Source organism: Sphingomonas sp. Sph1(2015), assembly GCF_001970915.1.
GTDB lineage: Bacteria > Pseudomonadota > Alphaproteobacteria > Sphingomonadales > Sphingomonadaceae > Sphingomonas > Sphingomonas parapaucimobilis.
Window position 1 is genome coordinate 1 of the sequence record NZ_MQUI01000049.1, and the last position, 26,529, is coordinate 26,529.

Genomic DNA, 26,529 nt, shown 5'->3' on the forward strand with positions numbered 1-26,529 from the left:
CCCCACAAGCACGCCCCTCCCGCCTGCGGGAGGGGCGTGCTTGTGGCGCGGTAGAAATTCCATTCGAACGGATTTTCCAGCTTAACCCCGTCGGCAGAACCGATTCAGCGAACCGGAACCAGGCTACGGAACCGCTCGATCTCGCAGGTACGGCCCGCACGGGTGCGGATCGGGTCGCGGTCGGCGCAAATGCGGCCGTCGGGGCCGGGGCGGATATAGAAGCTGGAATAATAATCGAGCTGGCGACAGGCGCGGACCAGCCGGGCGCGCACCCGCTTGCCGCCGGTCAGCACGATATCGACCGCGCCCTCCTCGGCGGGCAGCGCGCCCGCCAAATCCTGGGCGGCGATGCAGCGGGGGCCTTTGCGCTCCTTCCAACGGATCGGGGTGACGGGCGCCGATGCGGCACGGGGGACGCGGATGACGACGCGCTCGCGAATGACGACCTGCGCATAATGCACGGATTCGCGCCGATCGCTCGCGCCCAGCAGGGCGGGCGTCATCAGCGCGATGGCGGCAAGGTTTCGATGGCGGCGCAGCATGTCAGCAGGGTCCCTTCATAGGGCGCATGATTGAACGCTTTATGAACCTGACCTAACTGACCCACGTCATGACTCCCGCCCAGACCGCAATACTTCAGGCTCTGAGCCCCATTTTGGGCGACAAGGGCATCGTCACCGACCCCGCGCTGATCGCGCCATGGGAAGTGGACTGGCGCCGCCGCTTTTCCGGCCATGCCCCCGCGATCCTCGCCCCCGCCGACGCAGGCCAGGTGCAGGCGGTGCTGCGCGCGGCGACCGAATACCGGGTGACGCTGGTGCCGCAGGGGGGGAACAGTTCGATGGTCGGGGGCGCGACGCCGCCCGCGGACGGATCGGCGCTGATCCTCTCCACCCGGCGGATGAATCGCATCCGGCGTATCGATACGGGCGCGGGCATGGTCGTCGCCGAGGCGGGCGTGATCCTGGCCGACCTCCACGCCGCCGCCGAAGCGGAGGGGATGCGCTTCCCGCTGACCCTGGGGGCGAAAGGCAATGCGACGGTCGGCGGCCTCGTCTCGACCAATGCGGGGGGTACGCAGGTGCTGCGCTTCGGCACGATGCGCGGGCTGACGCTGGGCGTGGAAGCGGTGCTGCCCGATGGGTCGCTCTATGACGGGCTGTCGGCGCTGAAGAAGGATAATCGCGGTTACGATCTCGGCCAGTTGCTGGTCGGGGCGGAGGGGACGCTGGGCATCGTCACCGCCGCCGCGCTGCGGCTGGCGCCAGGGATCGTGCGGTCGGCGACCGCCTGGGTCGGGCTGGCCGATCCGGCGGCGGGGCTGACCCTGCTGCGACGGTTGCAGGCGGCGAGCGACATGATCGAGAGCTTCGAGATCATGCCCGCCGAAAGCCTGGCCGCCGCCGTCGCGCATCTGCCCGGCGCGCGCGCGCCGCTGGAGGGCACGCATCCCTGGCACATCCTGATCGAGGCGGTCACGGGCGATGCCCATGCCGACCCCGCCGCGATGCTGGAGGCGCAACTGGCCCGGGCGCTGGAGGACGGAGTCGCCGCCGATGCGGTGATCGCGGCCTCGGAAGCACAAGGACAGGCCTTCTGGCTGCTCCGTCATTCGCTCTCCGATGCCGAGCGGGCGCTCGGTCCGGCGGTGCAGCACGACATCGCGGTGCCGGTCGACGCCATGCCGCGCTTCATGGTCGAGGCGGCGGGGGCGTGCGATGCGCGTTTTCCCGGCACCCATGCCTCGGGCTTCGGGCATCTGGGCGACGGCAATATCCATTTCCATGTCCGCGCCGCTCCCGGCACCGACCGCGACCGTTTCTATGCCGAGGAGGCCGCGACCATCACCCGCTTCGTCCATGACCTGGTGACGGCGGCGGGCGGCACGATTTCGGCCGAGCACGGCATCGGCCAGATGAAGCGCGATGAACTCGCCCGCCTCTCGCCCGAGCGGGTCGCGGCGATCCGCGCCATCAAGACGGCGCTCGATCCGCACGGTCTGTTCAATCCCGGCAAGCTCGTCGCTTGCGCATGAGGCGCTAGGCCCATAGACACGGGGCCAGGACACGCGGCCGGGGGGCTCGTGTGGTTCAAGTTTTTTGGAGAATATCATGGCGAGCGCGCCGTCCCTTCCGCTTTTCTACAACGGCCTGGAGCCGCTTTCGAGCGAGGCTCATGCGAACTACAAGGTTCGCCCGCAGGAGACCGCGCCCTTCCTGGTCGGCCAGCACGCCATCCCCGTCACCGTCGATGAATTCCCGCTGGTGCAGCGTTTCATGCCGATCGTCTTCTCGGTCGGCGACCAGCCGATCCCGCTGGCGCTGATGGGCCTGAACGAGGGCGTGAACGTCTTCGTCGATGACGAAGGCCGCCTGACCGAGACGAACTTCTACGTCCCCGCCTATATCCGCCGCTATCCGTACATGCTGGCGCGCCTGCGTCCGGAATCGGAAGAGCTGTCGCTGTGCTTCGATCCGACCTCGCCGACGATCGGCGCGTTCGACGACGGCGAGTCGCTGTTCGACGGCAACCAGCCGAGCGAGCTGACCAAGAACATCCTCCAGTTCAACGAATCGTTCGAACAGGCGGGCGCCCGCACCCAGAACTTCATGAAGGAACTGGGCGAAATGGGTCTGCTGATGGACGGCGAAGTCTCGATCCAGCCGGACGGCGCCGAGCAGCCCTTCGTCTATCGCGGCTTCCAGATGATCAACGAGGAAAAGCTGGTCGACCTGCGCGGCGACCAGCTGCGCAAGATGAGCCAGTCGGGCATGCTCCCGCTGCTCTATGCGCACCTCTTCTCGCTCTCGCTGATGCGCGACATCTTCGCCCGTCAGGCGCAGCTGGGCAAGATGCCGCAGCCGCAGCTCCAGCCGGTCGGCTGATCCCATGCGCGGGCCGGTCGTTTCCGCCAGTCCGCGCTACAGCCAGGTCGCGATCGTCTTTCACTGGACGATCGCGGCCCTGGTTGCGGCGAACCTCGCCATCGGCCTGCTCCATGAGAGCCTGCTGCCCGGCACCATTCCGCTGCACAAGGCGATCGGCCTGACCGTGCTGGCGCTGACCGCGGCACGGATCGTCTGGCGCATGGGCCACCGCCCGCCGCCGCTGCCCGCCGAAATCCCGGGCTGGGCGCGGGGAAGCGCCCATGCGCTCCACGCCACGCTCTATTTCCTCATGATCGCCATGCCGATGACCGGCTGGGCGATGGGCTCCGGCCGCGACGTGCCGCGTCCCGTCAGCTGGTTCGGGCTGTTCGACGTGCCGCCCCTGCCCATCGGCAAGGCCGCCGCCGGCCTCGGGCATGAGGCGCATGAGATCCTCGGCTGGGTCATGCTGGCGCTCGTGCTGATCCATGTCGTGGCGGCGCTGCGCCACCATTTCCTGCTGCGCGACGGCCTGCTCGCCCGGATGAGTTTCCGGCGGGGCTGAGGGTCCCGGTCGGGATTTCTGGTGAAGCGCCCCAGTCTATTCCGGAAAGGATGGAATAGCGGGACGCGTTCCATAATCCCGAATGGCGTGATGTGGGACTTAGAGTTGAAAGCGATCAGCATTGCACGGTTTTAGCCCCTCCCCTTCAGGGGAGGGGTGAGCAGAGTTGATCGTTTTCGACTCTAGCTGCCGTTCCGCATTGCAACTGGGATCGTTCGCGTATGCCGAAAGCGGTCACTTCTAAAGCGTCTTTAGCCCCGAGCTGCCATTTCCGCTACGTCGGGAGCCAAGCCCTCTCTAACGGCTTCTACTTCTCTCCGGATCATTGGTCAGGCGGGGCAAAAGCCGCGCAAAACGGCAATATGCATATGCTGAAACATATAACCCTCAAAGAGGATATGCTTAAGCATATATATGATTGCGTTCGCCGTGCTGTTTGATATGCTTAAGCATATAACACTATAAAAATATATGCCAGGATATATAAATGAGTGCGGGAATTGAGGAGATAGCAGCGCGTGTCCGTGAGGCACGTATCGCAAAGGCACTAACCCAGAAGGAGCTGGGGCAGCGCGTTGGCTTGCCCCAAAGCCATATCTCCAAAATCGAAAAAGGCACGGTTGATCTCAAACTTTCTAGCCTTGTCGAAATCGCACGCGCGCTCGACCTTGAGATCACGCTCGTGCCGCGCAAGGCTTTGCCCGCCGTTCAGGGAGCGGTGCGCGCGCATGGCACGACCGTCGAAACAAGCCGCGCAGTGCGCTTGCTCAACGAACAGGCGCAAATCGCAGAACGGATCAAAGCAAATTTCCCAGACCTGCCTCAGCTTGACGGCTTCCAGAATGCAATTCGGAGCATCCCCAGACTGCAATTCGATGCAGCCCAACTCAAAGCCCTCGACGAGGCCTTGCAGCCGGCAAAGCGGCTGAAGACGATCATCGATACGCAGGGCGGGGTGGCGACTCTCGCCAAACGCATCGAGGACGCCACTTCGGCTCTCCGGCATTTCCGCAACATTCAGGTGCATCATGCGCCGTTGATCGAGGCTGCACGCCAGCTTCCTGCTTACCGGCTGGAGGAGGATGACGCATGATTGACGCAGCCGCTCTCGCCATACTTCTGCATGATCGCCGTATCGGGACGCTTGCGCGCCTCGATGGCGATCGCAGCATCTTCACGTTCGACGAGGCCTATCTCGCCGACGAAGATCGCCCGACGCTCTCGCTTGCCTATCGTGACCAATATGGCGCGATCATCAATGCGCCTCGCGCCTATCAAACACAGATCGAACCGTTCTTCTCGAACCTTTTGCCCGAAGGAACCCTGCGCAATTATCTTGCGCGGCGCGCCGGTGTTAAGTCCGTGCGCGAATATCTCCTTCTCGCGCAGCTTGGCGGAGACTTGCCAGGCGCAGTCAAGGCCGTGCCCGTCGAGGCGCGTGACGTGCAGCCTGAAGACGCAGACGAAGAAGGCGTTGCAGCGGAAGCCAAACGCGCACTGCGCTTCTCGCTCGCTGGCGTTCAGCTCAAATTTTCAGCCTTGAAGAACAGGGGCAAGAATGGTGGCCTCACCATTCCGGTGAGCGGCACGGGCGGCGACTGGATCGTCAAACTGCCGTCAGCCCGTCATCCCGACGTTCCGGAAAACGAATTCGCCGCCATGAGCTTGGCCTCGAAGCTCGGGATCGATGTCCCCGACATCGATCTTCTGCCGCTCGAAACAATCGACGGATTGCCCGATGGGATCACCCGATACGGGGCGTCGGCCTATGCCATACGCCGTTTCGACCGGACCGATGCCGGACCCGTCCACATCGAGGATTTCGCGCAAGTCTACGGTGTCTATGCCGACGACAAATATGAGAATGCGAGCTACCGCCAAATTTTGTCGGTGCTCGCAATCGAAGCCGATGAGGCAAGCTCGGTCGAATTCATTCGTCGGCTCACCTACTCCGTGCTGATCGGCAATGGCGACATGCATCTGAAGAACTGGTCACTGATCTATCCCGATCAGCGCCGACCTGTCTTGGCACCAGCCTATGATCTTCTCTCGACCGTTGCCTATATCCCTGAGGAGGATGCCGCCCTCAAATTTCATCGGTCACGCGCATGGGAGTCCTTCACCTACCGCGAACTGGAGACGATCGCCGACAAAGCGCGGCTGCCGTCGCATCTGGTGATCTCGACGGCGAAAGAAACAGTAGAGCGGTTTGACGAGCTTTGGGAGCAGGAGAAGACGCATCTCCCCTTCTCGGGTGAGGTCATTGCCGCAATCGAAAAGCACAGAAAGCGCCTCGCAGTTTGAATCAACCGCAGCAGAATGTGCTTGCATCGAAACATTTGGCACGCTGCGGCAGAAGGGCTTGATGGGGCAGCTACGGCTGGTTGCGGCAGGAGCGGTCCTTAACGCCCGCGGCGTTGAACGGCAAAAGTTGGTCGGCACTCGCCGTCTCGATTGGGAACATATGGCGGGACGGCCTTCGAGGCGATCATGGTGAAAGCCGTCCGAGACACGCCCTTTCCCAATACCCGTTCCCGATTGCCCTTTCCCAAAATGACGGGCCGGAGACGGGCAAACGGTAAGAATCGGATTTTACGGAGCGACATCGCGGGCCATCTCCCAACGCCTGCGGAGGGGGCGTTCATCGGTTCCGCCACCACCCGTTACGAAAAAATGACGAAACGCCCGTGCTGGGGTTGAACCAAATAGGCCCCTTCTTATTTATATCCTGTACGACGTCGTGTCCCCCCTTTCGCGATGTCGTATGACACGCTTTCAGCGTGTCTCCTCCCTGAACCTTGGCCGCCTCGCGCTCTTCCCCCTTGCGCGAGGCGGTTTTTTATTCCGAGGCCATCGCGGCGGGCTGGCCCAGCGCTTCGGCGGCGAGCGCGGACAGGATGCGGCGTACCAGCGTGACCGTCGCGTCGAAGCCCGGCCCCGGCGCCTCCAGCGCGGCATCGAGATAGAGCGAGCGGTCGAGTTCCAGCTGGATGGCGTGAATGCCGCGTCGCGGATCGCCATGCCGCTCGACGATATAACCCCCGGCATAAGGCGCATTGCGGGTGACGGGGAAGCCAGCCCCACGCGCCTCCGCCTCAATCCTGCGGACGAAGCGGGTGGCGGCCGTCGTGCCATGCCGGTCGCCGATGACGATGCGCGGCACCAGCCCCGGCGCCCCCAGCGGCGGCATCGAATGCAGGTCGAGCAGCACCGCCAACCCGAACCGCGTCCGCGCCGCCGCCAGCCGCTCCGCCAGCGCGTGGTGATAGGGGCGGTGGTCCGCCTCGATCCGCTGGACGATCTCCGCATCGGTGAAGCGCCGCATCCAGATATCGCCATGCCCCGCCACCCGGCGCGGCACCAGGCCCAGCCCGCTGCGCAGCTTGGTCGAGGCGCGGGGCGCCATCCGCGCGCCCTCGTCGATCAGGGGATCGCGTTCGCGCTCGTCACGGTTCAGGTCGATCCAGGCGCGCGGCATATGCTGGACCAGCATCGGCTCGTCACCCCGCGCCGCCATGCCGACCCTATCGATCAGCCGGTCCTCCAGCCCCATCACGGCGGCGATCGGCACCCGCAGCGCCGCGATCAGGTCCGGCGGATAGGCGCGCCCGCCATGCGGCACCGAGATCACCACCGGCCCCAGGGGCACCGGATCGCCGAAGCTCTGAAAGGATGCGCCGAAGCTCGGGCTGGCCATTGTCCCGCGATCCTATGGCGGCAATCGGACAGGGGCAATGGTCTGGAAATCTTAACCGCGCCGCCGCTAAGCTGCCCTTCAACATGAATCGGGATGACGCGATGTTCCATATCCTGCTGGCCGAAGACGACGAGGTCATGCGCGAATATCTGACACGGGCGCTGACGCGGTCCGGCTACAGGGTGACGGCGGTCGATCGCGGCACGGCGGCGCTTCCCTTGTTGGAGAGCCAGCGCTTCGACCTGCTGCTGACCGATATCGTCATGCCCGAAATGGACGGCATCGAACTGGCCCAGCGCGCGGCTTCGCTGGTCCCCGACCTGCGGGTGATGTTCATCACCGGCTTTGCGGCGGTCACGCTGAAGGCGGGGCAGGCGGTTCCCAACGCCCGCGTCCTGTCCAAACCCTTCCACCTGCGCGACCTGGTGATGGAGGTAGACCGACTTTTTGCAAAAGAATCGGCCGATGGTGCGATTTAGGGCTTGCCAGCCCCGCCGAAACTGCTAATTGCCCGGCCTCCGGCGGGCGTGTAGCTCAGTGGTAGAGCACTGTGTTGACATCGCAGGGGTCGCAAGTTCAATCCTTGCCACGCCCACCATCGAAAACCCCGCTAGGCCAACGGCTTAGCGGGGTTTTTGGTTTTTCCGGTCCCTGTCGCTGAGAATCACCGCGCGTTCGGCGATGGCGCGCATCAGGCCGGTGTCGAACGCTCGCGCCAGCGATCCTTCCGAGAAACGATCGGCGCGCAGCAGGAACGTCAGGATCCAGGCGATCTGGTCGATGCTCGCACCGGCGATCGCCCCGGGGTGCTCGGCCATGCGGATCAGCGCGGCGCGCGCTTCTTCGTTCATTGGCTTGCGGTAATGGGCCGCGATATCCTCGGTCGCTATGGCCGCGACAAAGGCGGAGGCAGGCTCGGAGAGATTGAACCAGGCCATGGTGATGACCCCCTCGGCAGCGCGACGGGGTTCGGTCCATGCGCCCGTCACGAAATCGGGCGCGGCCAGGATGGGGGCGAAAGCGGCGATGTTGCGAAGCGTGGCCATGTCCATATGCTGATCCTATCCGCTTGATGAGGGGCGGCCACCGTTTTTGCGTATAGGTTCATCATGACCGATCCATTCGACCGCGATCTCGCCCGACTGGCGCACAGCACCCCGCCCGCGACCCTGGACCAGCTGGAGTGGCGCGTGGCCACCGCGATCGATGCGGGGGCGTCGGACACGGGCGGCCTGTCGGTCCGGGGACTGGCGCTGGCAGGCGGTGCGGCGCTGATGCTGGGGATCGTCGGCGGCGGGGTGGTGGCTGGACGGAGCGAGGCGCGGGAGCGGCCGGTGGCGATAGCAGCCCTCGATACGGGACTGGCTCCCTCGACCCTGCTGCTCGGCCGATGAGCGGCGCGGTGCGGCGGAACTTGCTGACGCTGGCGATCGCGTTCGTCGCGGCGCTGGCGGGGGTAGCGATCGGGTGCCGGTTGCTGATGCCCGCTGTACCACAGGCGAGCGACATCCATATGCTGGTCCACCGCGACATCGCGCTCGACCCGGGGCAGCGGATCGCGCTCGACCGGCTGGAGGGGCGGTTCGCGGTACAACGCGCGGCACTCGAGGCGCGGCTGCGCGGCGACAATGCCCGGCTGGCCGCCGCGATCGAGGTCGAGCATCGCGACGGGCCGCAGGTGCGCCGCGCCATCGATGCGGTGCATCACAGCATGGGCGATCTGCAAAAGGCGACGCTCGCGCATGTCTTTGCGATGCGCAGAGTCCTTCGCCCCGACCAGGCGGCGACCTTCGACCGGCTCGTGGCGGCCAAGCTGACCGACACAGGCCGATAGCGAAGCCGCATGGGGGAGCGCGATCTGGCGGGGCTGGCGGACGGCGATCTGGTCGCGCTGGCCATGGGCGGGCGGCCGGGCGCCTATGCTGCGATCGTCACGCGGCACAAGGCGGCGCTGTATCGCCTGATCCTGGCGCAGGTCCGCGACGCCGAGGAGGCGCTCGATCTGGTGCAGGAGAGTTTCGTCGCGGCGCATGGCGCGCTGAGCCGGTTCGACCAGACGCGGAGCTTGCGCGCGTGGCTCAGCCGCATCGCGCTGAACAAATGCCGCGATTGGGCGCGGCGGCGGCGGGTGCGCGCGATGCTGGCGCGGGTGCTGCCGGTCGAGGCGGCGGCCAAGGTGGCGGATGATCGGATCGGGGCCGAGGCAGCGGCGATCGAGCGGGATTCGTTGGCCCGTACGCTGGCCGCGCTCGATGCCTTGCCCGCGTCTTTGCGCGAGCCGCTGATCCTGTGCGCGGTCGAGGGATTGAGCCAGGCCGAGGCGGCCGAGGCGCTGGGCCTGAGCGGCAAGGCGGTCGAGCTGCGTATCCGCCGCGCCCGTGCCGCCTTGCGCGAGCAGACGGGGTGAGGGGCCGGGTGAGGGGAGGGCCGCCCCCATGCGTATAAGGGGCATGATCGACCAGACGACCGCGATGCGCCGCCGTGACCTTCTGGCCGGGGGCGTCGGCCTGACCACCCTCGCCGCCATGCCTGCCTGGGCACAGAAGCATGGGGGCTCGCCGCGCGCCACGCTGACCGGCCCCGACATCACCCTGACCATCGCACGCCAGCATATGATGATCGACGGCAAGCCCTATCATGCGATCGGCATCAACGGATCGGCCCCCGCCCCGCTGATCCGCCTGCGCGAGGGGCAGCGGGTGCGGATCACCGTGGTCAATGCGCTGGACGAGGAGACCTCGATCCACTGGCATGGGCTGCTCTTGCCCTTCCAGATGGACGGGGTGCCGGGGATCAGCTTTCCGGGCATCCCGGCGGGCGGGCGCTTCACCTATGAGTTCCCGATCGTCCAGGCCGGGACCTATTGGTATCACAGCCATTCGGGGCTTCAGGAGCAGGAGGGGCTGTACGGCCCGATCGTGATCGATCCCGCCGGAACCGACCCCATCGCCTCGGACCGCGAGCATGTCGTGCTGCTGTCCGATCACAGCCCGCTTCACCCCCATGCGATCTTTCGCCGGTTGAAGATGCAGGGCGGCTATTTCAACTATCAGAAGCAGACGCTGACGGGGCTGCTGGCGGGCAAGGACCAGCCGTTGCGCGAACGGCTGGACTGGGGCCGGATGCGGATGGACCCCAGCGACGTGTCCGACGTGACGGGTTCGACCTATCGCTATCTGGTCAACGGTCATGGTCCGGCGGACAATTGGACCGGGCTGTTCGCGCCGGGCGAGCGGGTGCGGCTGCGGCTGGTCAACGCCTCGGCGATGACCAACTTCAATATTCGCATCCCCGGCCTGACGCTGACCGTCGTGCAGGCCGATGGACAGGATGTCCGGCCGGTGACGGTCGACGAACTCCAGATCGCGGTGGCCGAGACCTATGACCTGATCGTCACGCCGAGTGAGGAGCGTGCCTATACGCTGGTCGCCGAGACCTGGGATCGATCGGGCATGGCGCGGGGCACGCTCGCCCCTCGGGCGGGCATGGCCGCGCCCGTCCCTGCGCTGCGCCCCCGGCCGCTGGCGACGATGAAGGATATGGGGATGGGCGGCATGGACCACGGCGCCATGGCGGGTGGCTGTTCGCCGGAGCATGCCGCGATGGGGCATTGCCAGCCGGGTGCCGCGCCCCAAATGGACCATGGCACGATGAGCCACGACATGCGCGACTTCGCCAACGCGCCGGGCCTGCCGCGCACGCCCGTGGTCCAGACGGTTGCGCCGATGCCGGTCGACCGTACCGGCGAACCGCCGCAGGGGCTGACCGATGTCGGCCACCGCGTCCTGACCTATCGCGACCTGACGAGCGCCAGGGTCAATCCCGACACCCGCACGCCGTCGCGCGCGCTGACCATCCATCTGACCGGCAATATGGAGCGCTATATGTGGGCGTTCGACGGGGTGAAGCTGAACGCCGTGACCGCGCCGATCCCGTTCCGGCTGGGCGAGCGGGTGCGCTTGACGCTGGTGAACGACACGATGATGGCGCACCCCATCCATCTGCACGGCCATTTCTTCGAGCTGGTGACGGGCCATGGCGACCATGCCCCGCGCAAGCACACCGTCAATGTCGCACCCGGCGGCACCGCGACGTTCGACCTGACGGCCGATGCCGAGGGCGACTGGGCGTTCCACTGCCACATGCTCTATCACATGCATGCCGGAATGATGCAGGTCGTCACCGTCCGGCGTGACGCGGACGAGGGAGCGGCGGCATGATCCCCTTTGCGCTGCTGCTGCTCGCCGAACCGCAGCACCGACATGACATGATGCCCGGCATGACGATGCCCGGCATGACCATGGCGCCTGCGGCGAAACCGAAGGCGAAACCGGCCAAATCCGCCCGCAAAGCGGCCAGACGTGGCCGTGCGCTTCGCAAGGCTGAAGCGACGACCAAGCCCCGGGCGGCGACGTGCTCGGTCGAACATGCCGCCATGGGCCATTGCAAGCCGACGGACGCGCCCGCCGCCATGGATCACGGTGCGATGCCGGGCATGGGGGCCATGTCGACGATGGCGGGCTCCTGCCCCCCGGAACATGCAGCGATGGGGCATTGCAAACTGGCCGCCCCGGCGAATGACGCGCCGGACGCGGACGCTTCGATCGATCATAGGGCGATGCCCGGCATGGCCATGGATCATGGTGCGATGGCGGGTATGACACCGGGGCAGGGGGCGGTCGGTAATGCGCCACCCCCTCCGGCCCCGACCGATCGCGCCGCCGACCGTTTCTACAACCCTGCCGCCATGGCCGTCGCCGACCGGCAGATGCGGATGGAGCATGGGGGCATGCGCTTCTCGCAGATCCTGTTCAACCTGGCCGAGGTGCAGGTCCGCGACGGACGCGACGGCTATCGCTGGGACGGGGAGGGCTGGTTCGGCGGCGACATCCACCGGCTGGTCGTGAAGAGCGAGGGCGAGGGGACGTTCCACGACCGGATCGGCCCGGCGGAGGTGCAGGCGCTCTATTCCAGGGCGATCGATCCCTATTGGAATTTGCAGGCGGGTGTGCGGCAGGATATCGGAACAGGGGCGCGGCGGACCTATGCCGTGGTCGGGGTCGAGGGGCTGGCCCCCTATTGGTTCGATGTCGAGGGCGCGCTGTTCCTGTCGGACAAGGGCGAACTGCTCGCCCGGACCGAAGCCTGGATCGACCAGCGCCTCACCCAGCGCGCGATCCTGCAACCGCGCATCGAGGTGAACTTCGCCGCGCAGGACGTGCCCGACCAGCGGATCGCAGCGGGCGTCTCCAGCCTCGAACTGGGTCTGCGCCTGCGCTACGAGATCGCGCGAGAGTTCGCGCCCTATGTCGGGGTGAACTGGGAACGCCGCTATGGCCCTGCCAGCGGCGGCGGGGCCGCGCTGGCGCTGGGTATCCGGACCTGGTTCTAGGACGGATCGACATTCATTTGTTTCCTCCCCTGGAAGGGGAGGAGTTGAGGGGGGGCTGAATGTCGATCCGGCCTAGAAATAGCGCAGCCAGCGCAGGTCCCGGCGGCGGCGCTTCAGGTCGGCGAACCACCGGGTCGGGTAATAGAGCGGCACGATCAGCAGCAGATAGACCAGCCACATCGCCCCGACCGAGGGCAGGCCGAAGACCTGTCCCTGATTGGTGCCCCAGATCGCCACCGCGCCCAGATACAGGCCGCGCAGCACATAGAGGTGGAGCAGGTAGAAGCCCATCGGCGCGCCGCCCATCACGATCAACCTGGCGGTGACCGGGCCGCTCCGTCCCTCGAACAGGGCGAGCAACAGGGCCGCGACGCCCAGGGTCGACAGCAGGAACAGCAGGGACGGCGGATATTTTGTCAGCGCCAGAAAACTCATGACGCTGCGCAAAGGATCGCCGGGCACCGGCGTCCAGGGCGCATCGCCATAGCCGTTGATCGCCCGCAACAGGATGAAGGCCAGGATCATGCCGATGCCCAGGGACGTCAGCCAGCGCCGCCGTTCCTCCGCCGGACGCGTGAACCACGGCCCCATCGCATAGCCCAGCGCGATGACGCCGATCCATGGCAGCACCGGATAGGTCGTCTTGACGGTGATCCCCATCCATTCGAACGCGCTGCGCTTGTGGATCAGTGCCCAGGGCTTGAACCAGGGGCTGTCGGGCGAGAAACTGATGGGGTCGAGCAGGTTATGCCCCGCCACGATCGCCAGTCCGATCGCCGCCATCGTGCCGCGCGGCAGATGGATCAGCCCGGCAAGCGCGATCATGCACACGCCGATGGCCCAGATCACCTGCAACCAGATGGTCTGTGGCGGGAACTGCGCCGACCAGGCAAAGCCGACCAAAGTCAGCTCCAGCAGCATCAGGAACAGCCCGCGCGTCAGCAGGAAGCGGCTGGTCTCCGCACGGCTGTGCGTCTGGCCATAGAGCCAGGCCGACAGGCCGGTCAGCGCGATGAAGGTCGGCGCGCAGAGCGAGGCCAGCGTCCGGCTGAAGAACAGGGCGGGGGCGACGAGGCGTGCGTCCATCGGATCGCCGACCGCCCAATGCGTGCACAAAGTGTCCCGCACATGGTCGAGCAGCATGATGACCATGACCAGCCCGCGCACCGCGTCGATGCTCGCCAGTCGTGCGGCGGCGGCGACGGGCGGGGTAGCCCTGCGCACGGCGTCGTGGGGCAGGGTCAGACTGGTCATGCCTCCGCCTCCGGCCAGGGGGCATCGATGACCAGCAGCAGCCGGTCCTCGCCGGTCCCCGCGATCGGCGGCGAGCGGTGGATGATCGCCCGGTCGCCCGCCCGTTCGCGCCCCTTGAACAGGCCGACATCGCCCGCCGACAGCGCGCGCGGCGCGGTCTCGTCGGTCGCCCCCAGCGGCAGCCACTGGGTCGCCTGGCCGCAATAGGTGGTGATCAGCCGCAGCCCGACATAGTCGGCGTGGAATTTCCAGCAGCCATTGCCCGTGACGCGCTCGATCCGCACCTCCACCCGTTCCTCGCCGGTCCAGGTCGCATAGAACATCGCCAGCCGTGCGGCATCGGCGGCCAGCGTCTCGTGCCAAGGCCGGGAGGGCAGGGCGCCCAGCGCCTCGCGCACGCCCGCCGCGACCGATGGCATGGCCGCCGCGAATCGGATCGTGGGGAAACCCTCAAGGTCGGGCTTTGGCAGGGGCGTGGGACGTTCCCAGACCGCCAGCGTCACCTGCGGCTGGTCGATCGTCGCCAGCACGGCGGAATCGCTGTCGATACGGACGTGATCGGGCAGGGGCGCAGGCGGTAGAATCGTGGCGGTATCGGCCGTCGGGATCATGCAAAGCAACTTCGATCGTTCGTGTTACAGTGTAACATTACCAGATCGGCCCCGATAACGAAAGCCGTTGTCCGGACAAAGCAAAAGGGGCGGCACCTCGCGGCACCGCCCCCTTGGCGTCTTTCCGGTGTCCGCGACTTACGCGGCCTCTTCGTCCGGGAAGGCGTTGGTCGGCTTCGACCCCCAGAGCGCATAGAACAGGATGTAGAGTTCGCACACCGCGGTCAGCAGGAACGACTGCTGCAGGCCATAATGATCGGCCAGCCAGCCATGCACCGCGACCAGGGCGCCGCCCGCGATCGCCATGATGAGCAGGCCCGATCCTTCCTCGGTCAACGGGCCGAGGCCACGGATGCCGAGCGTGAAGATGGTCGGGAACATGATCGAGTGGAACAGGCCGACCAGGATCAGCGACCACATGGCGACATGGCCGGTGGTGAACACGGTCGCCAGCATCACGACGAACGCGCCGATCGAGAAGACCGCCAGCACGGCACCCGCGGGCACCTTCTGCATGATCGCCGAGCCGACGAAGCGGCCGACCATCATCCCGCCCCAGAGCAGGGTCAGGTAGCGACCCGCCGCCTCGGTGGTCATGTTGCCGATGTCGGGGCGGCTGACGAAGTTGACGAACAGGTTGCCGACGCCGATCTCGGCGATCAGGTAGATGAAGATCGCTCCGATGCCGAACACCAGGTTGCGATGCTTCCACAGCGAGTGGTTCTTGCGATCCTCCTTGGCGACGCGGCTGGTCGCCGAACCCATGGCAGGTAGCGGGAAGCGCGCGATCACGAGGGCGAGGACGACCAGCACGACCGCGACCAGACCATAGGGCAGGACGACCGCATGGGCATCGGCCAGGCGTTCGGCCTGGGTCAGCGCGGCGCTACCGGCTTCCGCCGTACCGCCCTTCGACCGGCCGAGGATCAGATACGCGCCGAACAGCGGGGCCAGCATCGTGCCCATCGAGTTCATCGCCTGGACGAGGTTCAGCCGCGACGACGCCGTGTCCGCCGGGCCGAGCACCGCGACATAGGGGTTGGCTGCGACCTGGAGCAGCGTGATGCCGCTGGCGATCACGAACAGCATCAGCAGGGTGACGCCGTAGGAGGGCAGCGAGGCCGCCAGCATCATGCCGACCGCGCCCGCCGCCATGATCAGCAGACCCGTCACCAGCGACTTCTGGTATCCGATCTTCTCGATCAGCTTGGCAGAGGGGATGGAGGCGAAGAAATAGGCGATGAACCAGACGCTCTCGATCAGCGAGGCCTGGAAATAGCTCAGCTCGAACACGCTGCGCAGGTGGGGCAGCAGCGTCCCGTTGATGACGGTGATGAAGCCCCACATGAAGAACAGGCTGGCCAGTAGGGTCAGCGCCGATCCGTAATTGCTCGTCCCTCCCCCGACAGGCTGTGCGCCGGTGGCGCGGGACGTGACGGGTGCGGCCATTGCAATCCTCTCCTTCGCGCCGGTGAACATCATCAAAAGATGTTCGTTGACCGGCTTGCTCCTGATATTTTGTCTGACTATAGTGACGCAAAAGGCGCGTCAATGGCGTCTGGCGACGAAAGGGTGAGGCATGTCGATGGCATCAATCAAGAGCTTTCTTACATTGGTAGCGGTAACCTCCGCAATGACATCCACGGCCGCTCTTGCGAGCGAGGCAAAACGCGCCCCCGCCGGCTATGCGGCAGAGGGCGGCGCCATCGAAACGGTGACCCTGACCAACAAGGCCGGGCTGTCGGCGCGCGTCCTGACTTACGGCGCGACGCTGCAATCGGTGATGGCCCCGGACCGCGACGGCAAGCTGGCCGACGTCCTGCTCGGCTATGACAAGGCCGAAGACTATGTGAATCATCCCAATTTCTTCGGCGTGACGGTCGGTCGCTTCGCCAACCGCATCGCCGATGGCCGCTTCACCCTTGACGGCAAGAGCTATCAGCTGCCGCTGAACGACAAGGTCAACTCGCTGCATGGCGGGGCCAAGGGCTTCGACAAGAATCTGTGGAAGATCGTGTCGATGAAGGACGGCCCCACCGCCAGTGTGGTGCTGGCGCTGACCAGCGCTGACGGCGACCAAGGCTATCCCGGCAAGGTCGATGCCACCGTCACCTATTCGCTGGACGAGGCGGGGGCGCTGACCATCGCGTTCGAGGCGAAGACCGACAAGCCGACCGTCATCAACATGACGAACCACGCGATCTTCAACCTGAACGGCGAGGGTTCGCCGCTGGGCGCAACCTTCCACAAGCTGACTATCCCGGCCGCCGCCTTCACTCCGGTCGACGCCAAGCTGATCCCGACCGGCGAGTTGAAGCCGGTCGCGGGCACTGTGTTCGATTTCCGCGCACCCCGCGTCGTCGCCGACGGTATCCGCGACGGCAACGACCAGCAGATCCGCTACGGTCAGGGCTATGACCACAACTTCGCGCTCGACAAGGGGCTGACCGCCATGCCGCAGCTGTCCGCGCGGCTGGAGGATCCCGCCTCGGGCCGCGTGCTCGAAGTGCTGTCGACCGAGCCGGGCGTGCAATTCTACACGGGCAATTTCCTCGACGGCACCTATGTCGGCAAGAAGGGCCATCTGTACCGCATGGGTGACGGCATCGCCCTGGAGCCGCAGAAATTCCCGGACTCGCCCAACAAGCCGTCCTTCGTCTCCCCGCGCGTCGATCCGGGTAAGCCTTATCGGCATACCATGATCTATCGCTTCTCCACCGTTCGCTGACCGAAAGCCTGACATGACCGACACGCCCACCCAGAAGCTGCGTAGCCGCGCCTGGTTCGACAATCCCGACAATATCGACATGACGGCGCTCTATCTGGAGCGTTATCTGAACTTCGGCCTCTCGCTGGAGGAGCTTCAGTCGGGCAAGCCGATCATCGGCATCGCGCAGAGTGGCTCCGATCTCAGCCCTTGCAACCGCCACCATCTGGTGCTGGCCGAGCGGGTGCGTGAGGGCGTGCGCGAGATGGGCGGCATCGTCTTGGAATTCCCGGTCCATCCGATCCAGGAAACCGGCAAGCGTCCGACCGCCGGTCTCGACCGCAACCTGTCCTATCTGGGGCTGGTCGAGGTGCTGTACGGCTATCCGCTCGACGGCGTCGTGCTGACGATCGGTTGCGACAAGACGACCCCGGCGATGCTGATGGCGGCCGCGACGGTCAACATCCCGGCGATCGCGCTGTCGGTCGGCCCGATGCTGAACGGCTGGCACAAGGGCGAGCGCACCGGCTCGGGCACCATCGTCTGGAAAGCGCGCCAGATGCTGGCGGCGGGCGAGATCGACGATGCGGAGTTCATCCGCCTGGTCGCGTCGTCGGCCCCTTCGACCGGCTATTGCAACACCATGGGCACCGCGACCACGATGAACTCGCTGGCCGAGGCGCTCGGCATGTCGCTGCCCGGCTCGGCCGCGATCCCCGCGCCCTATCGCGATCGCCAGGAAGTCGCCTATCTGACCGGCAAGCGCATCGTCGAGATGGTGAACGAGGATCTGAAGCCCTCCGACATCCTAACCAAGGACGCGTTCCACAACGCGATTAAGGTCAATTCGGCGATCGGCGGCTCGACCAACGCGCCGATCCACCTCGCCGCCATCGCGCGCCATATCGGCGTCGACCTGCCCGTGCAGGACTGGGAGAGCGAGGGGCACAAGGTGCCGCTGCTCGTGAACCTCCAGCCCGCCGGTGAATATCTGGGCGAGGATTATTACCGTGCGGGCGGCGTGCCCGCCGTGGTCAACCAGCTGATCGAGCAGGGCCTGATCCACGAAGGCGCGATGACCGTCAACGGCAAGACCATGGGCGAGAATTGCCGCGGCGTTGCGATCGAGGACGAAAAGGTCATCCGTCCCTTCGCCCAGCCGCTGGTCGAGGAAGCGGGCTTCATCGTCCTGTCGGGCAATCTGTTCGATGCCGCGATCATGAAGACCAGCGTGATCTCGCCGGAATTCCGCGAGCGTTACCTGTCCAACCCGGACGACCTCAATGCCTTTGAAGGTCCGGCGGTCGTGTTCGACGGGCCGGAGGATTATCACCACCGGATCGACGATCCCGCGACCGGCATCACGCCCGAGACGCTGTTGTTCATGCGCGGCGCCGGCCCGATCGGCTATCCGGGCGCGGCGGAAGTCGTCAACATGCGTCCGCCCGCGTACCTCATCACCGAGGGTGTGCATTCGCTGCCCTGCATCGGTGACGGCCGCCAGTCGGGCACGAGCGGATCGCCCTCGATCCTGAACGCCAGCCCGGAAGCCGCGGCGATGGGCGGCCTGGCGCTGATCCAGACCGGCGACCGGGTGCGCATCGACCTGAACACGGGCAGCGCCAACATCCTCATCTCCGAGGAGGAACTGGCCGAGCGTCGCAAGACGCTGGCGGCGGCAGGCGGGTATAAGTACCCCGCGTCGCAGACCCCGTGGCAGGAAATCCAGCGTTCGGTGGTTGGCCAGATGTCGACCGGCGCGATCCTGGAGGGGGCCGAGAAGTATCAGCGCATCGCCCAGACCCAGGGCCTGCCGCGCGACAATCACTGATACGGGCACTGACGAAGGCGACCGGCCGGGCGGATCATCCTGCCCGGCCGGTCGACCCGCCGACGTCAGTGATTCTGCAACCAGGCCAGGGCGGCATCATACGACAGGAAGGCGTCGAGATGCGCGAGCGGGTAGGTTTTGCGGATCTGAAGTTTCAGCGGGCTGGAATCGACGACCAGGGCCAGACGGTCATCGGCATGATAATGCGCCACGATCCCCTGGCGCATGGCCTGAACCATGGCCATCGGCATGACGGGCGCACCCCGCCGGTCGATCAACGCCTTTGCATGACCCAGATGGCGGCGCGATTCGTCGAGGAACGGTTGAAAGGCGCGCCAGTAGCGATCGGCGATCTCGGGCGTCCAAAGGCCATGCGCGCGGACGTGGATAATGTACCGATCGTCCAACGCAACGGTGAACGCGGGATCTTCGATGCGCATGCGAGTCCTGTGTGATGGCGCCGCCGAGGGGGCGACGCCCGTTGTCCGACCCTAGACGGAAATGCGCGGCATTTGAACATCCGGCAATCGCCGGGCTATCCAGACCGGGGCAGGCCCCCCAGGCCCTCTTGACCTGAAACGGACGGCGATCGATACCGCTAACAAATGTGTAGAGAGGAAATATGGCCAGCAATCTTATCGACCTGATGGTCGCTTTGCCGGACGATTGGCGCAATGGGCGCTTCGTCGGTCGGATCGACCGGGGCGAGGGGCCTTGCCCCATATTGGTCGAAAATGGCCAGGTCTATGACATGAGCCGCGTGGCCCCCACCGTCTCGGCGCTGCTGGCGAACGGCACGGTCGAGGCGGCTCGGGGCGAGGCGCTGGGCGAACTGGCCGACCTGAACCTGTCGCCGGATGCGGGCGCGGCCAACCGGCTGTTGTCGCCGATCGACCTGCAATGCGTGAAGGCGGCGGGCGTGACCTTCGCCGTGTCCGCGCTGGAGCGGGTGATCGAGGAGCGCGCGCGCGGCGACCATGCCAAGGCGGCGGGGCTTCGCGGCACGCTGGAAGCGGCGCTGGGCGGTAACATCCGCTCGGTCGTGCCCGGCTCGCCCGAGGCGGCGCAGCTCAAGGACGCGCTGATCGCCGAAGGCCTGTGGTCGCAATATCTGGAGGTCGCGATCGGCCCGGATGCGGAGATCTTCACCAAGTCGCCGGTCCTGTCGACGGTCGGCTGGGGGATGCCGGTCGGCGTCCGTTCCGACTCGACCTGGAACAACCCGGAGCCCGAGGTCGTGCTGGTCGCCGATGCGCATGGGTGTGCGGTCGGCGCGACGCTGGGCAACGACGTGAACCTGCGCGATTTCGAGGGGCGCTCGGCGCTGCTGCTCGGCAAGGCGAAGGACAATAACGCGTCCTGCTCGCTCGGGCCGCTCGTCCGCCTGTTCGACGACGGCTTCACCATGGACGATGTACGGTCGAGCGAGGTCAAGCTGACCATCACCGGCACCGACGGCTATGTGCTGGAAGGCGCCAGCTCGATGGACCAGATCAGCCGCGATCCCGAGGACCTGCTCGGCCAGGCGCTGAGCGAGCATCATTACCCGGACGGCCTCGTGCTGTTCCTGGGCACGTTGTTCGCGCCGACCCAGGACCGTGACGAGCCGGGTCGCGGCTTCACCCACAAGGTCGGCGACACCGTCGTCATCACCAATCCGCGCCTCGGCACGCTGGTCAATCCGGTGATGACCTCGGCCGATGCCCCTGCCTGGACCTTTGGTCTGGGCGACCTGATGCGCAACCTGGCCCGGCGCGGCCTGTTGTGACGGAGACTTCCATGTTGCAGAAGACCAGTGCCGCGACCGATCTGGTCGCGCGCTACCCCAGCCTGATCGACAAGCGCGTCATCGTGACCGGCGGCGGCTCGGGAATCGGCGAGGGGCTGGTCGAGGCGTTCGTGGCGCAGGGCGCGCGCGTCGCCTTCGTCGACATCGCCGAGGACGCGGCCCAGGCGCTCGTCGACCGGCTGACCCCCGATGCGCGCCATGCGCCGATCCAGCGGCACTGCGACCTGACCAATCTCGATAGCCTGAAGGCGGTCTTCGCCGATCTGGAAGCGGCGCTGGGCGGCGTCGACATCCTGGTCAACAATGCGGGCAACGACGATCGCCACAGTATCGAGGAGGTCACCCCGGCCTATTGGGACGAGCGGCTGAACGTCAATCTGCGCCACCAGTTCTTCGCCGCGCAGGCGGTGATCCCCGCGATGAAGCGGGCAGGGGGCGGCGCGATCCTGAACTTCGGGTCGATCAGCTGGCATCTGGGCCTCAACGATCTGGTCCTCTACCAGACCTGCAAGGCCGCGATCGAGGGGCTGACCCGCAGCTTGGCCCGCGATCTGGGGCGCGAGAATATCCGCGTGAACACCATCGTGCCGGGCAACGTACAGACGCCGCGCCAGGAAAAATGGTACACCCCCGAAGGCGAGGCGGAGATCGTCGCGGCCCAGTGCCTGGACGGACGCATCCAGCCGTCGGACGTGGCGGCGTTGGTGCTGTTCCTCGCCTCGGACGATGCGAAGATGTGTACCGGCCACGACTATTTCATCGACGCCGGTTGGCGGTAACGAACCGGGCGAGAGCATAGGAGAGAGTGATGCAGCAGGCCGAACATTGCCTGACCGTGGGTGCGACGCTGGGCGAAGGCCCGATCTGGGTCGATGACGCGCTGTGGTTCGTCGATATCAAGCAGCAGCGCATCTACCGCCATGATCCGGCCGCCGGCACGCTCGACCACTGGGCCTCGCCCGAAATGGTCGGCTGGGTCGTACCGGCGCAGCGCGGTGGTTTCGTCGCCGGGTTGAAGTCCGGGCCGCATCACTTCGATCCCTCGACCGGCGCGTTCGGGCGCTTGGCCGAGGTCGATACGCATCTGCCCGCCAATCGCCTGAACGATGCGTGCGTCGACGGACAGGGACGCATCTGGTTCGGCACGATGGACAATGACGAGACCTCGCTGTCGGGCCGTCTGTTTCAATGGGCCGCAGGGCTGGTTACGCCGACCAGCGCGGATGCGGTGTGCATCACCAACGGCCCGGCCATCTCGCCCGACGACTCGACGCTCTATCATGTCGATACGCTGGGCAAGGTGATCCTGGCGCATGCGATCCTGGGTGACGGCACGCTCGGCCCCGCGACCGAGTTCGCGCGCTTCGGCGATGCGGATGGCCATCCCGATGGCGCGATCTGCGATGCCGAGGGCGGCGTGTGGGTCGGCTTCTACGGCGGCTGGGCAGCGCGGCGTTATGGCCCGGACGGGGTGATGACCGACGAGGTGCGCTTCCCCGTCTCCAACATCACCAAGATCGCGCTGGGCGGCCCCGATGGCCGCACCGCCTATGCTACGACGGCGCGGCAGGGCCTGTCGGAGGAGCAGCTGGCCGAGCAGGTCCAGGCGGGCGATATCTTCACCTTCCGGGTCGAGGTGCCCGCCAAGCCGCTGCACCGCGCGGCGGTTTGAACTCTCCCCTCTCCTCTGGACAGGGGAGAGGGTTAGCGGAGCTTGCCAGCGTGCTGGCTAGCGCAGCTTGGGTGAGGGGTTGAGCGAGCCAAAGGCTCGCGCGCGCTTTGCGCGCTCACCTTTCACCCAGCTCCGACTAAGCCTTTGCTTTGGCAAAGGCCAAGTCTGCGCAACCCTCTCCCCTCGGAGAGGGGCGAGGGAGAGAAAGGCGATACAGAATGTCGATCACCGCCCGACAACCCCTTTCCCGAACCCGGCGTCTCGGGTGGCCCGCTCCTTTCACGGGGGCGGGCCTTCTATCCCTCCATCGCGCTGCGGGTATCCTCCAGCGCCAGATCGACGAGCAGCCGCATCGCCTCTCCCGCCGCCTCGACATCGCCCGCGGCGATCGCGTCATAGACCTTCACATGGTCGGGCACCGGATTGCGGGGCAGCGCGCGCGACCGCTGCTTGAACTGGGTGGTCCAGGCGACCGCCGCGCCGATGCTGGCGGACAGCACGACCAGCGCGTCGTTGCGCGTCGCGGCCAGCACCGCATTGTGGAAATCGCGGTCGGCGGCACGCCCCGCATCGGTGGCCAGCGTATGGCGGCGCATCGCCCCCAGGGCGTCGCGCATCTCCTTCAGATCGATCTTGTCGCGGCGCTCGGCCGCCAGCCGCGCGGCGGCAGGCTCGACGATGGCGCGAAGTTCGAACAGGCTGCGCACGAAATGGATGTCCGGCTCGCCCGAAAAGGCCCAGGCCAGCACATCGGGGTCGAGCAGGTTCCAGCGGCTGCGCGGCAGGACACGCGTGCCGGTCTTGGGTCGGCTTTCGACCAGCCCCTTGGCGCTCAGCACCTGCACCGCTTCCCGGTACGCGCTGCGCGACACGTCGAGCGCTTCGGAAAACGCGACTTCGCCCGACAGCGTGTCGCCGGGCCGATACTCGCCCGAGACGATCGCCGCGCCCAGCTTGTGCGCGATCGCGCCGTGCAGGCGGCGGCCGGTGCCGCGCCGGGCCTTGGGGGCGGCCTCGTCAGACCCCATGTCTCCGATGGTTTCGGGCGGCGCGTCGCCGTTCGTCATGCTGTCACTCATCGATCGTACCTCTCCGCCCCCATCCTTACCCACAACCTTTAACATTGCCATCGCTCCGTCAAACTAATATGTCGGAGTAATATAAAGGAGCTTCCCCTATGACCGATTTCCGTTCGATCGACGCCGCCACCGGCCAGCCGGTGGGCGACGCTTTCGCGGTCCATGGCCCCGCCGATGTCGAGGCGGCGTGCGCCGCAGCAGAGGAGGCGTTCGACGTCTATCGCGCCACCTCGCGCGAGGAGCGTGCCGCGTTCCTCGACAAGATTGGTGCCGAGATCATGGCGATCGGCGACGACCTGATCCAGGCGGCGATGCGCGAGAGCGGCTTGCCGCGCGCGCGCCTGGAGGGCGAGCGGGGCCGCACCGTCGGCCAGCTGGGCCTGTTCGCCAAGGTGCTGCGCGCCGGGGCCTATCTGCAGGTTCGCATCGATCCCGCCATGCCCGACCGCCAGCCGCTGCCGCGCCCCGACCTGCGCCTGCGCATGGTGCCGCTGGGTCCCGTTGCGGTGTTCGGCGCGTCGAACTTCCCGCTCGCCTTCTCGACCGCCGGTGGTGACACCGCGTCGGCGCTGGCCGCCGGTTGCCCGGTCGTGGTGAAGGGTCACCCCGCCCATCCGCAGACCGGCGCACTGGTCGCCGCCGCGATCGAACGGGCAGTGGAAGCCTGCGGCCTGCCCAAGGGCGTGTTCAGCCACCTGACCGGCCCGAGCAACGAACTGGGTGCCGCGCTGGTCCGTGATCCGCGCATTGCGGCGGTCGGTTTCACCGGCTCGCGCGCAGGTGGCTTGGCGCTGGTCAAGATCGCGCAGGAACGCCCGGTTCCGATCCCCGTCTATGCCGAAATGTCGAGCATCAACCCGGTCGTGCTGATGCCCGAGGCGCTGAAGGCGCGTGGGAGCGCGCTCGGCACCGCCTTTGTCGGTTCGCTGACCATGGGCGCAGGCCAGTTCTGCACCAATCCGGGCCTGCTGCTCGCGATCGAGGGCGAGGGTCTGGACGCGTTCGTCGAGGCCGCGCGCACCGCGCTGCCCGAGGCGGCGGCGCAGACCATGCTGACGCCGGGCATCCACGCGGCTTATACGAAGGGCACCGAGGCGCTCGCCGGTCACGACAAGGTCGAGACGGTCGCGCAGGGCAAGGTGGGCGAGGGCATCACCGCCGGTCGCGCCGCCTTCTTCCAGACCACGGCCGAGGCATTCCTCGCCGACGAAACGCTGGGCCATGAAGTGTTCGGCGCATCGTCGATTCTGGTCCGCTGCCGCGACGAGGCGGAACTGATCGCCGTGCTCAAGGCCGCCGAGGGCCAGCTGACTGCGACGATCCAGATGGATGAGGGCGATACCGACATGGCCTCGCGGCTGGTGCCGGTGCTCGAGCGCAAGGCGGGGCGGATCCTCGCCAATGGCTGGCCGACCGGCGTGGAGGTCGCCCATGCGATGGTCCATGGCGGGCCGTTCCCGTCGACTTCGGACGCGCGCACGACCTCGGTCGGCAGCCTCGCGATCGACCGCTATCTGCGGCCGGTGTCCTACCAGAACCTGTCGGCCGCACTGTTGCCGCAGGATCTGAAGGACGAAGCCGCGGGCACGCTGCCCCGCCTGGTCGATGGCCAGCCGGGTTAAGGAATGACGGGGCGCGGGCCGATCAGGGTCCGCGCCCCTTTTTTGTTCAAAAGACTTTAGGGGAGGATTTCATGGCTGATCGTCTGTTGCAGCACCGCGCGCCCAATGGCTCGCGCTCGGTCATTCTGGCGCGCGGCGACCAGGCCGCGTTCGTGCCGGGCGTCGAGAGCGTCATCGCGCTCGCCCAGCGCGCGATCGCCGAGGGCCAGTCGCTGCTCGATACCGCGCTGGCCTGTGGTCAGGGCGAGAGCGTCGATCTCGCGGCCGAACTGGCGGCGGGGCATCTGATCGCGCCGATCGACCACGCCGATCCCGCGCATTGCGTCATGACCGGCACCGGCCTGACCCATCTTGGCTCGGCCGAGGGGCGCGACAAGATGCACCGCGACGCGGCCGCAGCCGCGCACCAGACCGACTCGATGCGCATGTTCCTGGAAGGCGTCGAGGGCGGCAAGCCCGGCGAAGGCCAGGTCGGCCAGCAGCCGGAATGGTTCTACAAGGGTGACGGCGGCCAGTTGGTCGGCCCCGGCGACGCGCTCGAGATGCCGGCCTTTGCACAGGATGGCGGCGAAGAGCCCGAACTGGCGGGCATCTATTTGATCGGCCCGGACGGCACGCCGCATCGCCTGGGCCTGTGTCTGGCCAATGAGTTTTCGGACCATGTGACCGAGCGTCACAATTATCTGTGGCTCGCCCATTCCAAGCTGCGTCCCGCCGCACTGGGCGCCGAACTGCTGCTGGGCGACGTGCCCGAGCATATCGAGGGCACCAGCAGGATCGCACGCGACGGCCAGACCATCTGGGAAAAGCCGTTCCTCTCGGGCGAGGCGAATATGTCGCACAGCCTCGCGAATCTCGAGCATCACCATTTCAAATATGCGCTGTTCCGTCGCCCGGGCGACGTCCATGTTCACTTCTTCGGGACGGCGACGCTGTCCTTCTCGGACGGTATCCGTACCCAGGAAGGCGATGTGTTCAAGATCGCGGCGGCACCCTTCACCCTGCCGCTCACCAATCCGCTCAAGCGGACCGAGGATCGGCCGGTGACGGTCGGCCGTCTCTGAACGCCTGATCCCTTCGCCATATGATCGGGGCGTCCTTTCCAGCGGGAGAGGGCGCCCCTGCCATGTCCGGCGCTGTGATTCTGTGCGTGATTCCCGAATTTTCGGGTAGGTGATTCGGGAAAGCACGCTCCAATGGGCATATGGTTCCGACGCCGATGCGGAAAGCGGGGACGAATAAGCCATTGATTATTATATGTTTTGCCAGATTTTTACGGAAAAATGAAAATCGGCTGTTGACGGTTTGGGGCAACCCCGCCTAGAGGGGTTTCACCGCAGCGGTGGTCGCAACGACTGACCGGTGCAGCTACGACAGATCGGCGCACTTGAGGCCCTGGGAACGGGGTGAAGGGGTGTTGCCGGTATTTGTTGTCGGCTCTTT

The 26,529-nt window shown here is 66.3% G+C and carries 26 protein-coding genes and 1 tRNA gene; 19 read left to right on the forward strand and 8 right to left on the reverse strand.

Annotated features, from left to right (window positions below; all coding sequences use genetic code 11):
- Positions 1-104: 104 nt before the first annotated feature.
- A complete protein-coding gene (locus BSZ14_RS15740; protein ID WP_083748298.1) occupies positions 105-542 on the reverse strand; it encodes a hypothetical protein in 438 nt (145 codons plus the stop codon).
- A gap of 68 nt (positions 543-610) precedes the next feature.
- On the opposite strand from BSZ14_RS15740, the gene BSZ14_RS15745 reads away from it, so the two are divergent.
- The 5 genes from BSZ14_RS15745 to BSZ14_RS15765 all read left to right on the forward strand — a co-directional run bounded on the left by BSZ14_RS15745 (position 611) and on the right by BSZ14_RS15765 (position 5,736).
- On the forward strand, positions 611-2,035 hold the full coding sequence (locus BSZ14_RS15745) for an FAD-binding oxidoreductase (protein WP_076711643.1): 1,425 nt from the start codon (positions 611-613) through the stop codon (positions 2,033-2,035).
- A gap of 76 nt (positions 2,036-2,111) precedes the next feature.
- Entirely contained in the window at positions 2,112-2,885 is a 774-nt protein-coding gene (locus BSZ14_RS15750; RefSeq protein ID WP_076711644.1) for a SapC family protein, read from the forward strand.
- A gap of 4 nt (positions 2,886-2,889) precedes the next feature.
- Complete coding sequence (locus tag BSZ14_RS15755) at positions 2,890-3,432, forward strand: cytochrome b (RefSeq protein WP_076711645.1); 543 nt, start codon at positions 2,890-2,892, stop codon at positions 3,430-3,432.
- Between the two features lie 487 nt (positions 3,433-3,919).
- Positions 3,920-4,525 (forward strand): helix-turn-helix domain-containing protein, encoded by a 606-nt coding sequence (locus BSZ14_RS15760; RefSeq protein WP_076711646.1) that lies wholly within the window; start codon positions 3,920-3,922, stop codon positions 4,523-4,525.
- Positions 4,522-5,736, forward strand: a complete 1,215-nt coding sequence (locus BSZ14_RS15765) for a type II toxin-antitoxin system HipA family toxin (RefSeq protein ID WP_076711647.1) — start codon at positions 4,522-4,524, stop codon at positions 5,734-5,736. The genes BSZ14_RS15760 and BSZ14_RS15765 overlap by 4 nt, the downstream gene beginning before the upstream one ends.
- Positions 5,737-6,271: 535 nt before the next feature.
- On the opposite strand, the gene BSZ14_RS15770 is transcribed toward BSZ14_RS15765, so the two are convergent.
- Positions 6,272-7,129 carry an N-formylglutamate amidohydrolase gene (locus tag BSZ14_RS15770; RefSeq protein ID WP_076711648.1) on the reverse strand — a complete coding sequence of 286 codons (858 nt, stop codon included), beginning with the start codon at positions 7,127-7,129 and terminating at the stop codon, positions 6,272-6,274.
- Between the two features lie 101 nt (positions 7,130-7,230).
- On the opposite strand from BSZ14_RS15770, the gene cpdR reads away from it, so the two are divergent.
- Together cpdR and BSZ14_RS15780 are read left to right on the forward strand one after the other, a co-directional pair.
- Positions 7,231-7,608, forward strand: a complete 378-nt coding sequence (cpdR, locus tag BSZ14_RS15775; RefSeq protein ID WP_042485783.1) for a cell cycle two-component system response regulator CpdR — start codon at positions 7,231-7,233, stop codon at positions 7,606-7,608.
- Positions 7,609-7,652: 44 nt separating this feature from the next.
- Positions 7,653-7,727, forward strand: a tRNA-Val gene (locus BSZ14_RS15780).
- 25 nt (positions 7,728-7,752) lie between these two features.
- On the opposite strand, the gene BSZ14_RS15785 is transcribed toward BSZ14_RS15780, so the two are convergent.
- A complete protein-coding gene (locus tag BSZ14_RS15785; RefSeq protein WP_139330492.1) occupies positions 7,753-8,175 on the reverse strand; it encodes a DUF6508 domain-containing protein in 423 nt (140 codons plus the stop codon).
- 63 nt (positions 8,176-8,238) lie between these two features.
- Between BSZ14_RS15785 and BSZ14_RS15790 the strand changes: the two genes are divergently transcribed.
- The 5 genes from BSZ14_RS15790 to BSZ14_RS15810 are packed head-to-tail and all read left to right on the forward strand — an operon-like array spanning position 8,239 to position 12,521.
- Positions 8,239-8,523, forward strand: coding sequence for a hypothetical protein (locus BSZ14_RS15790; protein WP_042485679.1), 285 nt, complete (start codon positions 8,239-8,241; stop codon positions 8,521-8,523).
- Positions 8,520-8,963, forward strand: coding sequence for a periplasmic heavy metal sensor (locus BSZ14_RS15795; protein WP_076711650.1), 444 nt, complete (start codon positions 8,520-8,522; stop codon positions 8,961-8,963). Before BSZ14_RS15790 ends, BSZ14_RS15795 begins: the two co-directional genes overlap by 4 nt.
- A 9-nt stretch (positions 8,964-8,972) precedes the next feature.
- Positions 8,973-9,536 (forward strand): RNA polymerase sigma factor, encoded by a 564-nt coding sequence (locus BSZ14_RS15800; protein ID WP_076711651.1) that lies wholly within the window; start codon positions 8,973-8,975, stop codon positions 9,534-9,536.
- A gap of 43 nt (positions 9,537-9,579) precedes the next feature.
- Positions 9,580-11,349 (forward strand): copper resistance system multicopper oxidase, encoded by a 1,770-nt coding sequence (locus BSZ14_RS15805; protein WP_198930538.1) that lies wholly within the window; start codon positions 9,580-9,582, stop codon positions 11,347-11,349.
- A complete protein-coding gene (locus BSZ14_RS15810; protein ID WP_076711652.1) occupies positions 11,346-12,521 on the forward strand; it encodes a copper resistance protein B in 1,176 nt (391 codons plus the stop codon). The genes BSZ14_RS15805 and BSZ14_RS15810 overlap by 4 nt, the downstream gene beginning before the upstream one ends.
- Positions 12,522-12,593: 72 nt before the next feature.
- Here BSZ14_RS15810 and BSZ14_RS15815 read toward each other — a convergent pair whose 3' ends face one another.
- The 3 genes from BSZ14_RS15815 to BSZ14_RS15825 all read right to left on the reverse strand — a co-directional run bounded on the left by BSZ14_RS15815 (position 12,594) and on the right by BSZ14_RS15825 (position 15,835).
- Positions 12,594-13,775 (reverse strand): DUF1624 domain-containing protein, encoded by a 1,182-nt coding sequence (locus BSZ14_RS15815; protein ID WP_076711653.1) that lies wholly within the window; start codon positions 13,773-13,775, stop codon positions 12,594-12,596.
- Complete coding sequence (locus BSZ14_RS15820; RefSeq protein ID WP_076711654.1) at positions 13,772-14,386, reverse strand: DUF1826 domain-containing protein; 615 nt, start codon at positions 14,384-14,386, stop codon at positions 13,772-13,774. Before BSZ14_RS15820 ends, BSZ14_RS15815 begins: the two co-directional genes overlap by 4 nt.
- Before the next feature lie 138 nt (positions 14,387-14,524).
- Positions 14,525-15,835 carry a sugar MFS transporter gene (locus BSZ14_RS15825; protein WP_042485817.1) on the reverse strand — a complete coding sequence of 437 codons (1,311 nt, stop codon included), beginning with the start codon at positions 15,833-15,835 and terminating at the stop codon, positions 14,525-14,527.
- A 184-nt stretch (positions 15,836-16,019) separates the two neighbouring features.
- Between BSZ14_RS15825 and BSZ14_RS15830 the strand changes: the two genes are divergently transcribed.
- Both BSZ14_RS15830 and BSZ14_RS15835 read left to right on the forward strand, forming a co-directional pair.
- Positions 16,020-17,114 carry an aldose epimerase family protein gene (locus BSZ14_RS15830; protein ID WP_198930539.1) on the forward strand — a complete coding sequence of 365 codons (1,095 nt, stop codon included), beginning with the start codon at positions 16,020-16,022 and terminating at the stop codon, positions 17,112-17,114.
- A 13-nt stretch (positions 17,115-17,127) separates the two neighbouring features.
- Positions 17,128-18,924 carry an IlvD/Edd family dehydratase gene (locus tag BSZ14_RS15835; RefSeq protein WP_076711656.1) on the forward strand — a complete coding sequence of 599 codons (1,797 nt, stop codon included), beginning with the start codon at positions 17,128-17,130 and terminating at the stop codon, positions 18,922-18,924.
- A 65-nt stretch (positions 18,925-18,989) separates the two neighbouring features.
- On the opposite strand, the gene BSZ14_RS15840 is transcribed toward BSZ14_RS15835, so the two are convergent.
- Positions 18,990-19,364, reverse strand: a complete 375-nt coding sequence (locus BSZ14_RS15840; protein WP_076711657.1) for an STAS/SEC14 domain-containing protein — start codon at positions 19,362-19,364, stop codon at positions 18,990-18,992.
- A gap of 182 nt (positions 19,365-19,546) precedes the next feature.
- Between BSZ14_RS15840 and BSZ14_RS15845 the strand changes: the two genes are divergently transcribed.
- From BSZ14_RS15845 to BSZ14_RS15855, 3 genes are read left to right on the forward strand one after another with little or no spacing between them, the layout of a single operon-like run.
- Positions 19,547-20,692, forward strand: a complete 1,146-nt coding sequence (locus tag BSZ14_RS15845; RefSeq protein ID WP_076711658.1) for a fumarylacetoacetate hydrolase family protein — start codon at positions 19,547-19,549, stop codon at positions 20,690-20,692.
- 11 nt (positions 20,693-20,703) lie between these two features.
- Positions 20,704-21,492, forward strand: a complete 789-nt coding sequence (locus tag BSZ14_RS15850) for an SDR family NAD(P)-dependent oxidoreductase (protein WP_089413669.1) — start codon at positions 20,704-20,706, stop codon at positions 21,490-21,492.
- 29 nt (positions 21,493-21,521) lie between these two features.
- Positions 21,522-22,385 (forward strand): SMP-30/gluconolactonase/LRE family protein, encoded by an 864-nt coding sequence (locus tag BSZ14_RS15855; protein WP_076711659.1) that lies wholly within the window; start codon positions 21,522-21,524, stop codon positions 22,383-22,385.
- A 296-nt stretch (positions 22,386-22,681) separates the two neighbouring features.
- On the opposite strand, the gene BSZ14_RS15860 is transcribed toward BSZ14_RS15855, so the two are convergent.
- On the reverse strand, positions 22,682-23,413 hold the full coding sequence (locus BSZ14_RS15860; protein ID WP_076711664.1) for a FadR/GntR family transcriptional regulator: 732 nt from the start codon (positions 23,411-23,413) through the stop codon (positions 22,682-22,684).
- A gap of 149 nt (positions 23,414-23,562) precedes the next feature.
- Here BSZ14_RS15860 and BSZ14_RS15865 point away from each other — a divergent pair, with 149 nt between their 5' ends.
- On the forward strand, positions 23,563-25,086 hold the full coding sequence (locus BSZ14_RS15865) for an aldehyde dehydrogenase (NADP(+)) (protein WP_076711660.1): 1,524 nt from the start codon (positions 23,563-23,565) through the stop codon (positions 25,084-25,086).
- 71 nt (positions 25,087-25,157) lie between these two features.
- Complete coding sequence (gene araD1, locus BSZ14_RS15870) at positions 25,158-26,150, forward strand: AraD1 family protein (RefSeq protein WP_076711661.1); 993 nt, start codon at positions 25,158-25,160, stop codon at positions 26,148-26,150.
- Positions 26,151-26,529 lie beyond the last annotated feature (379 nt).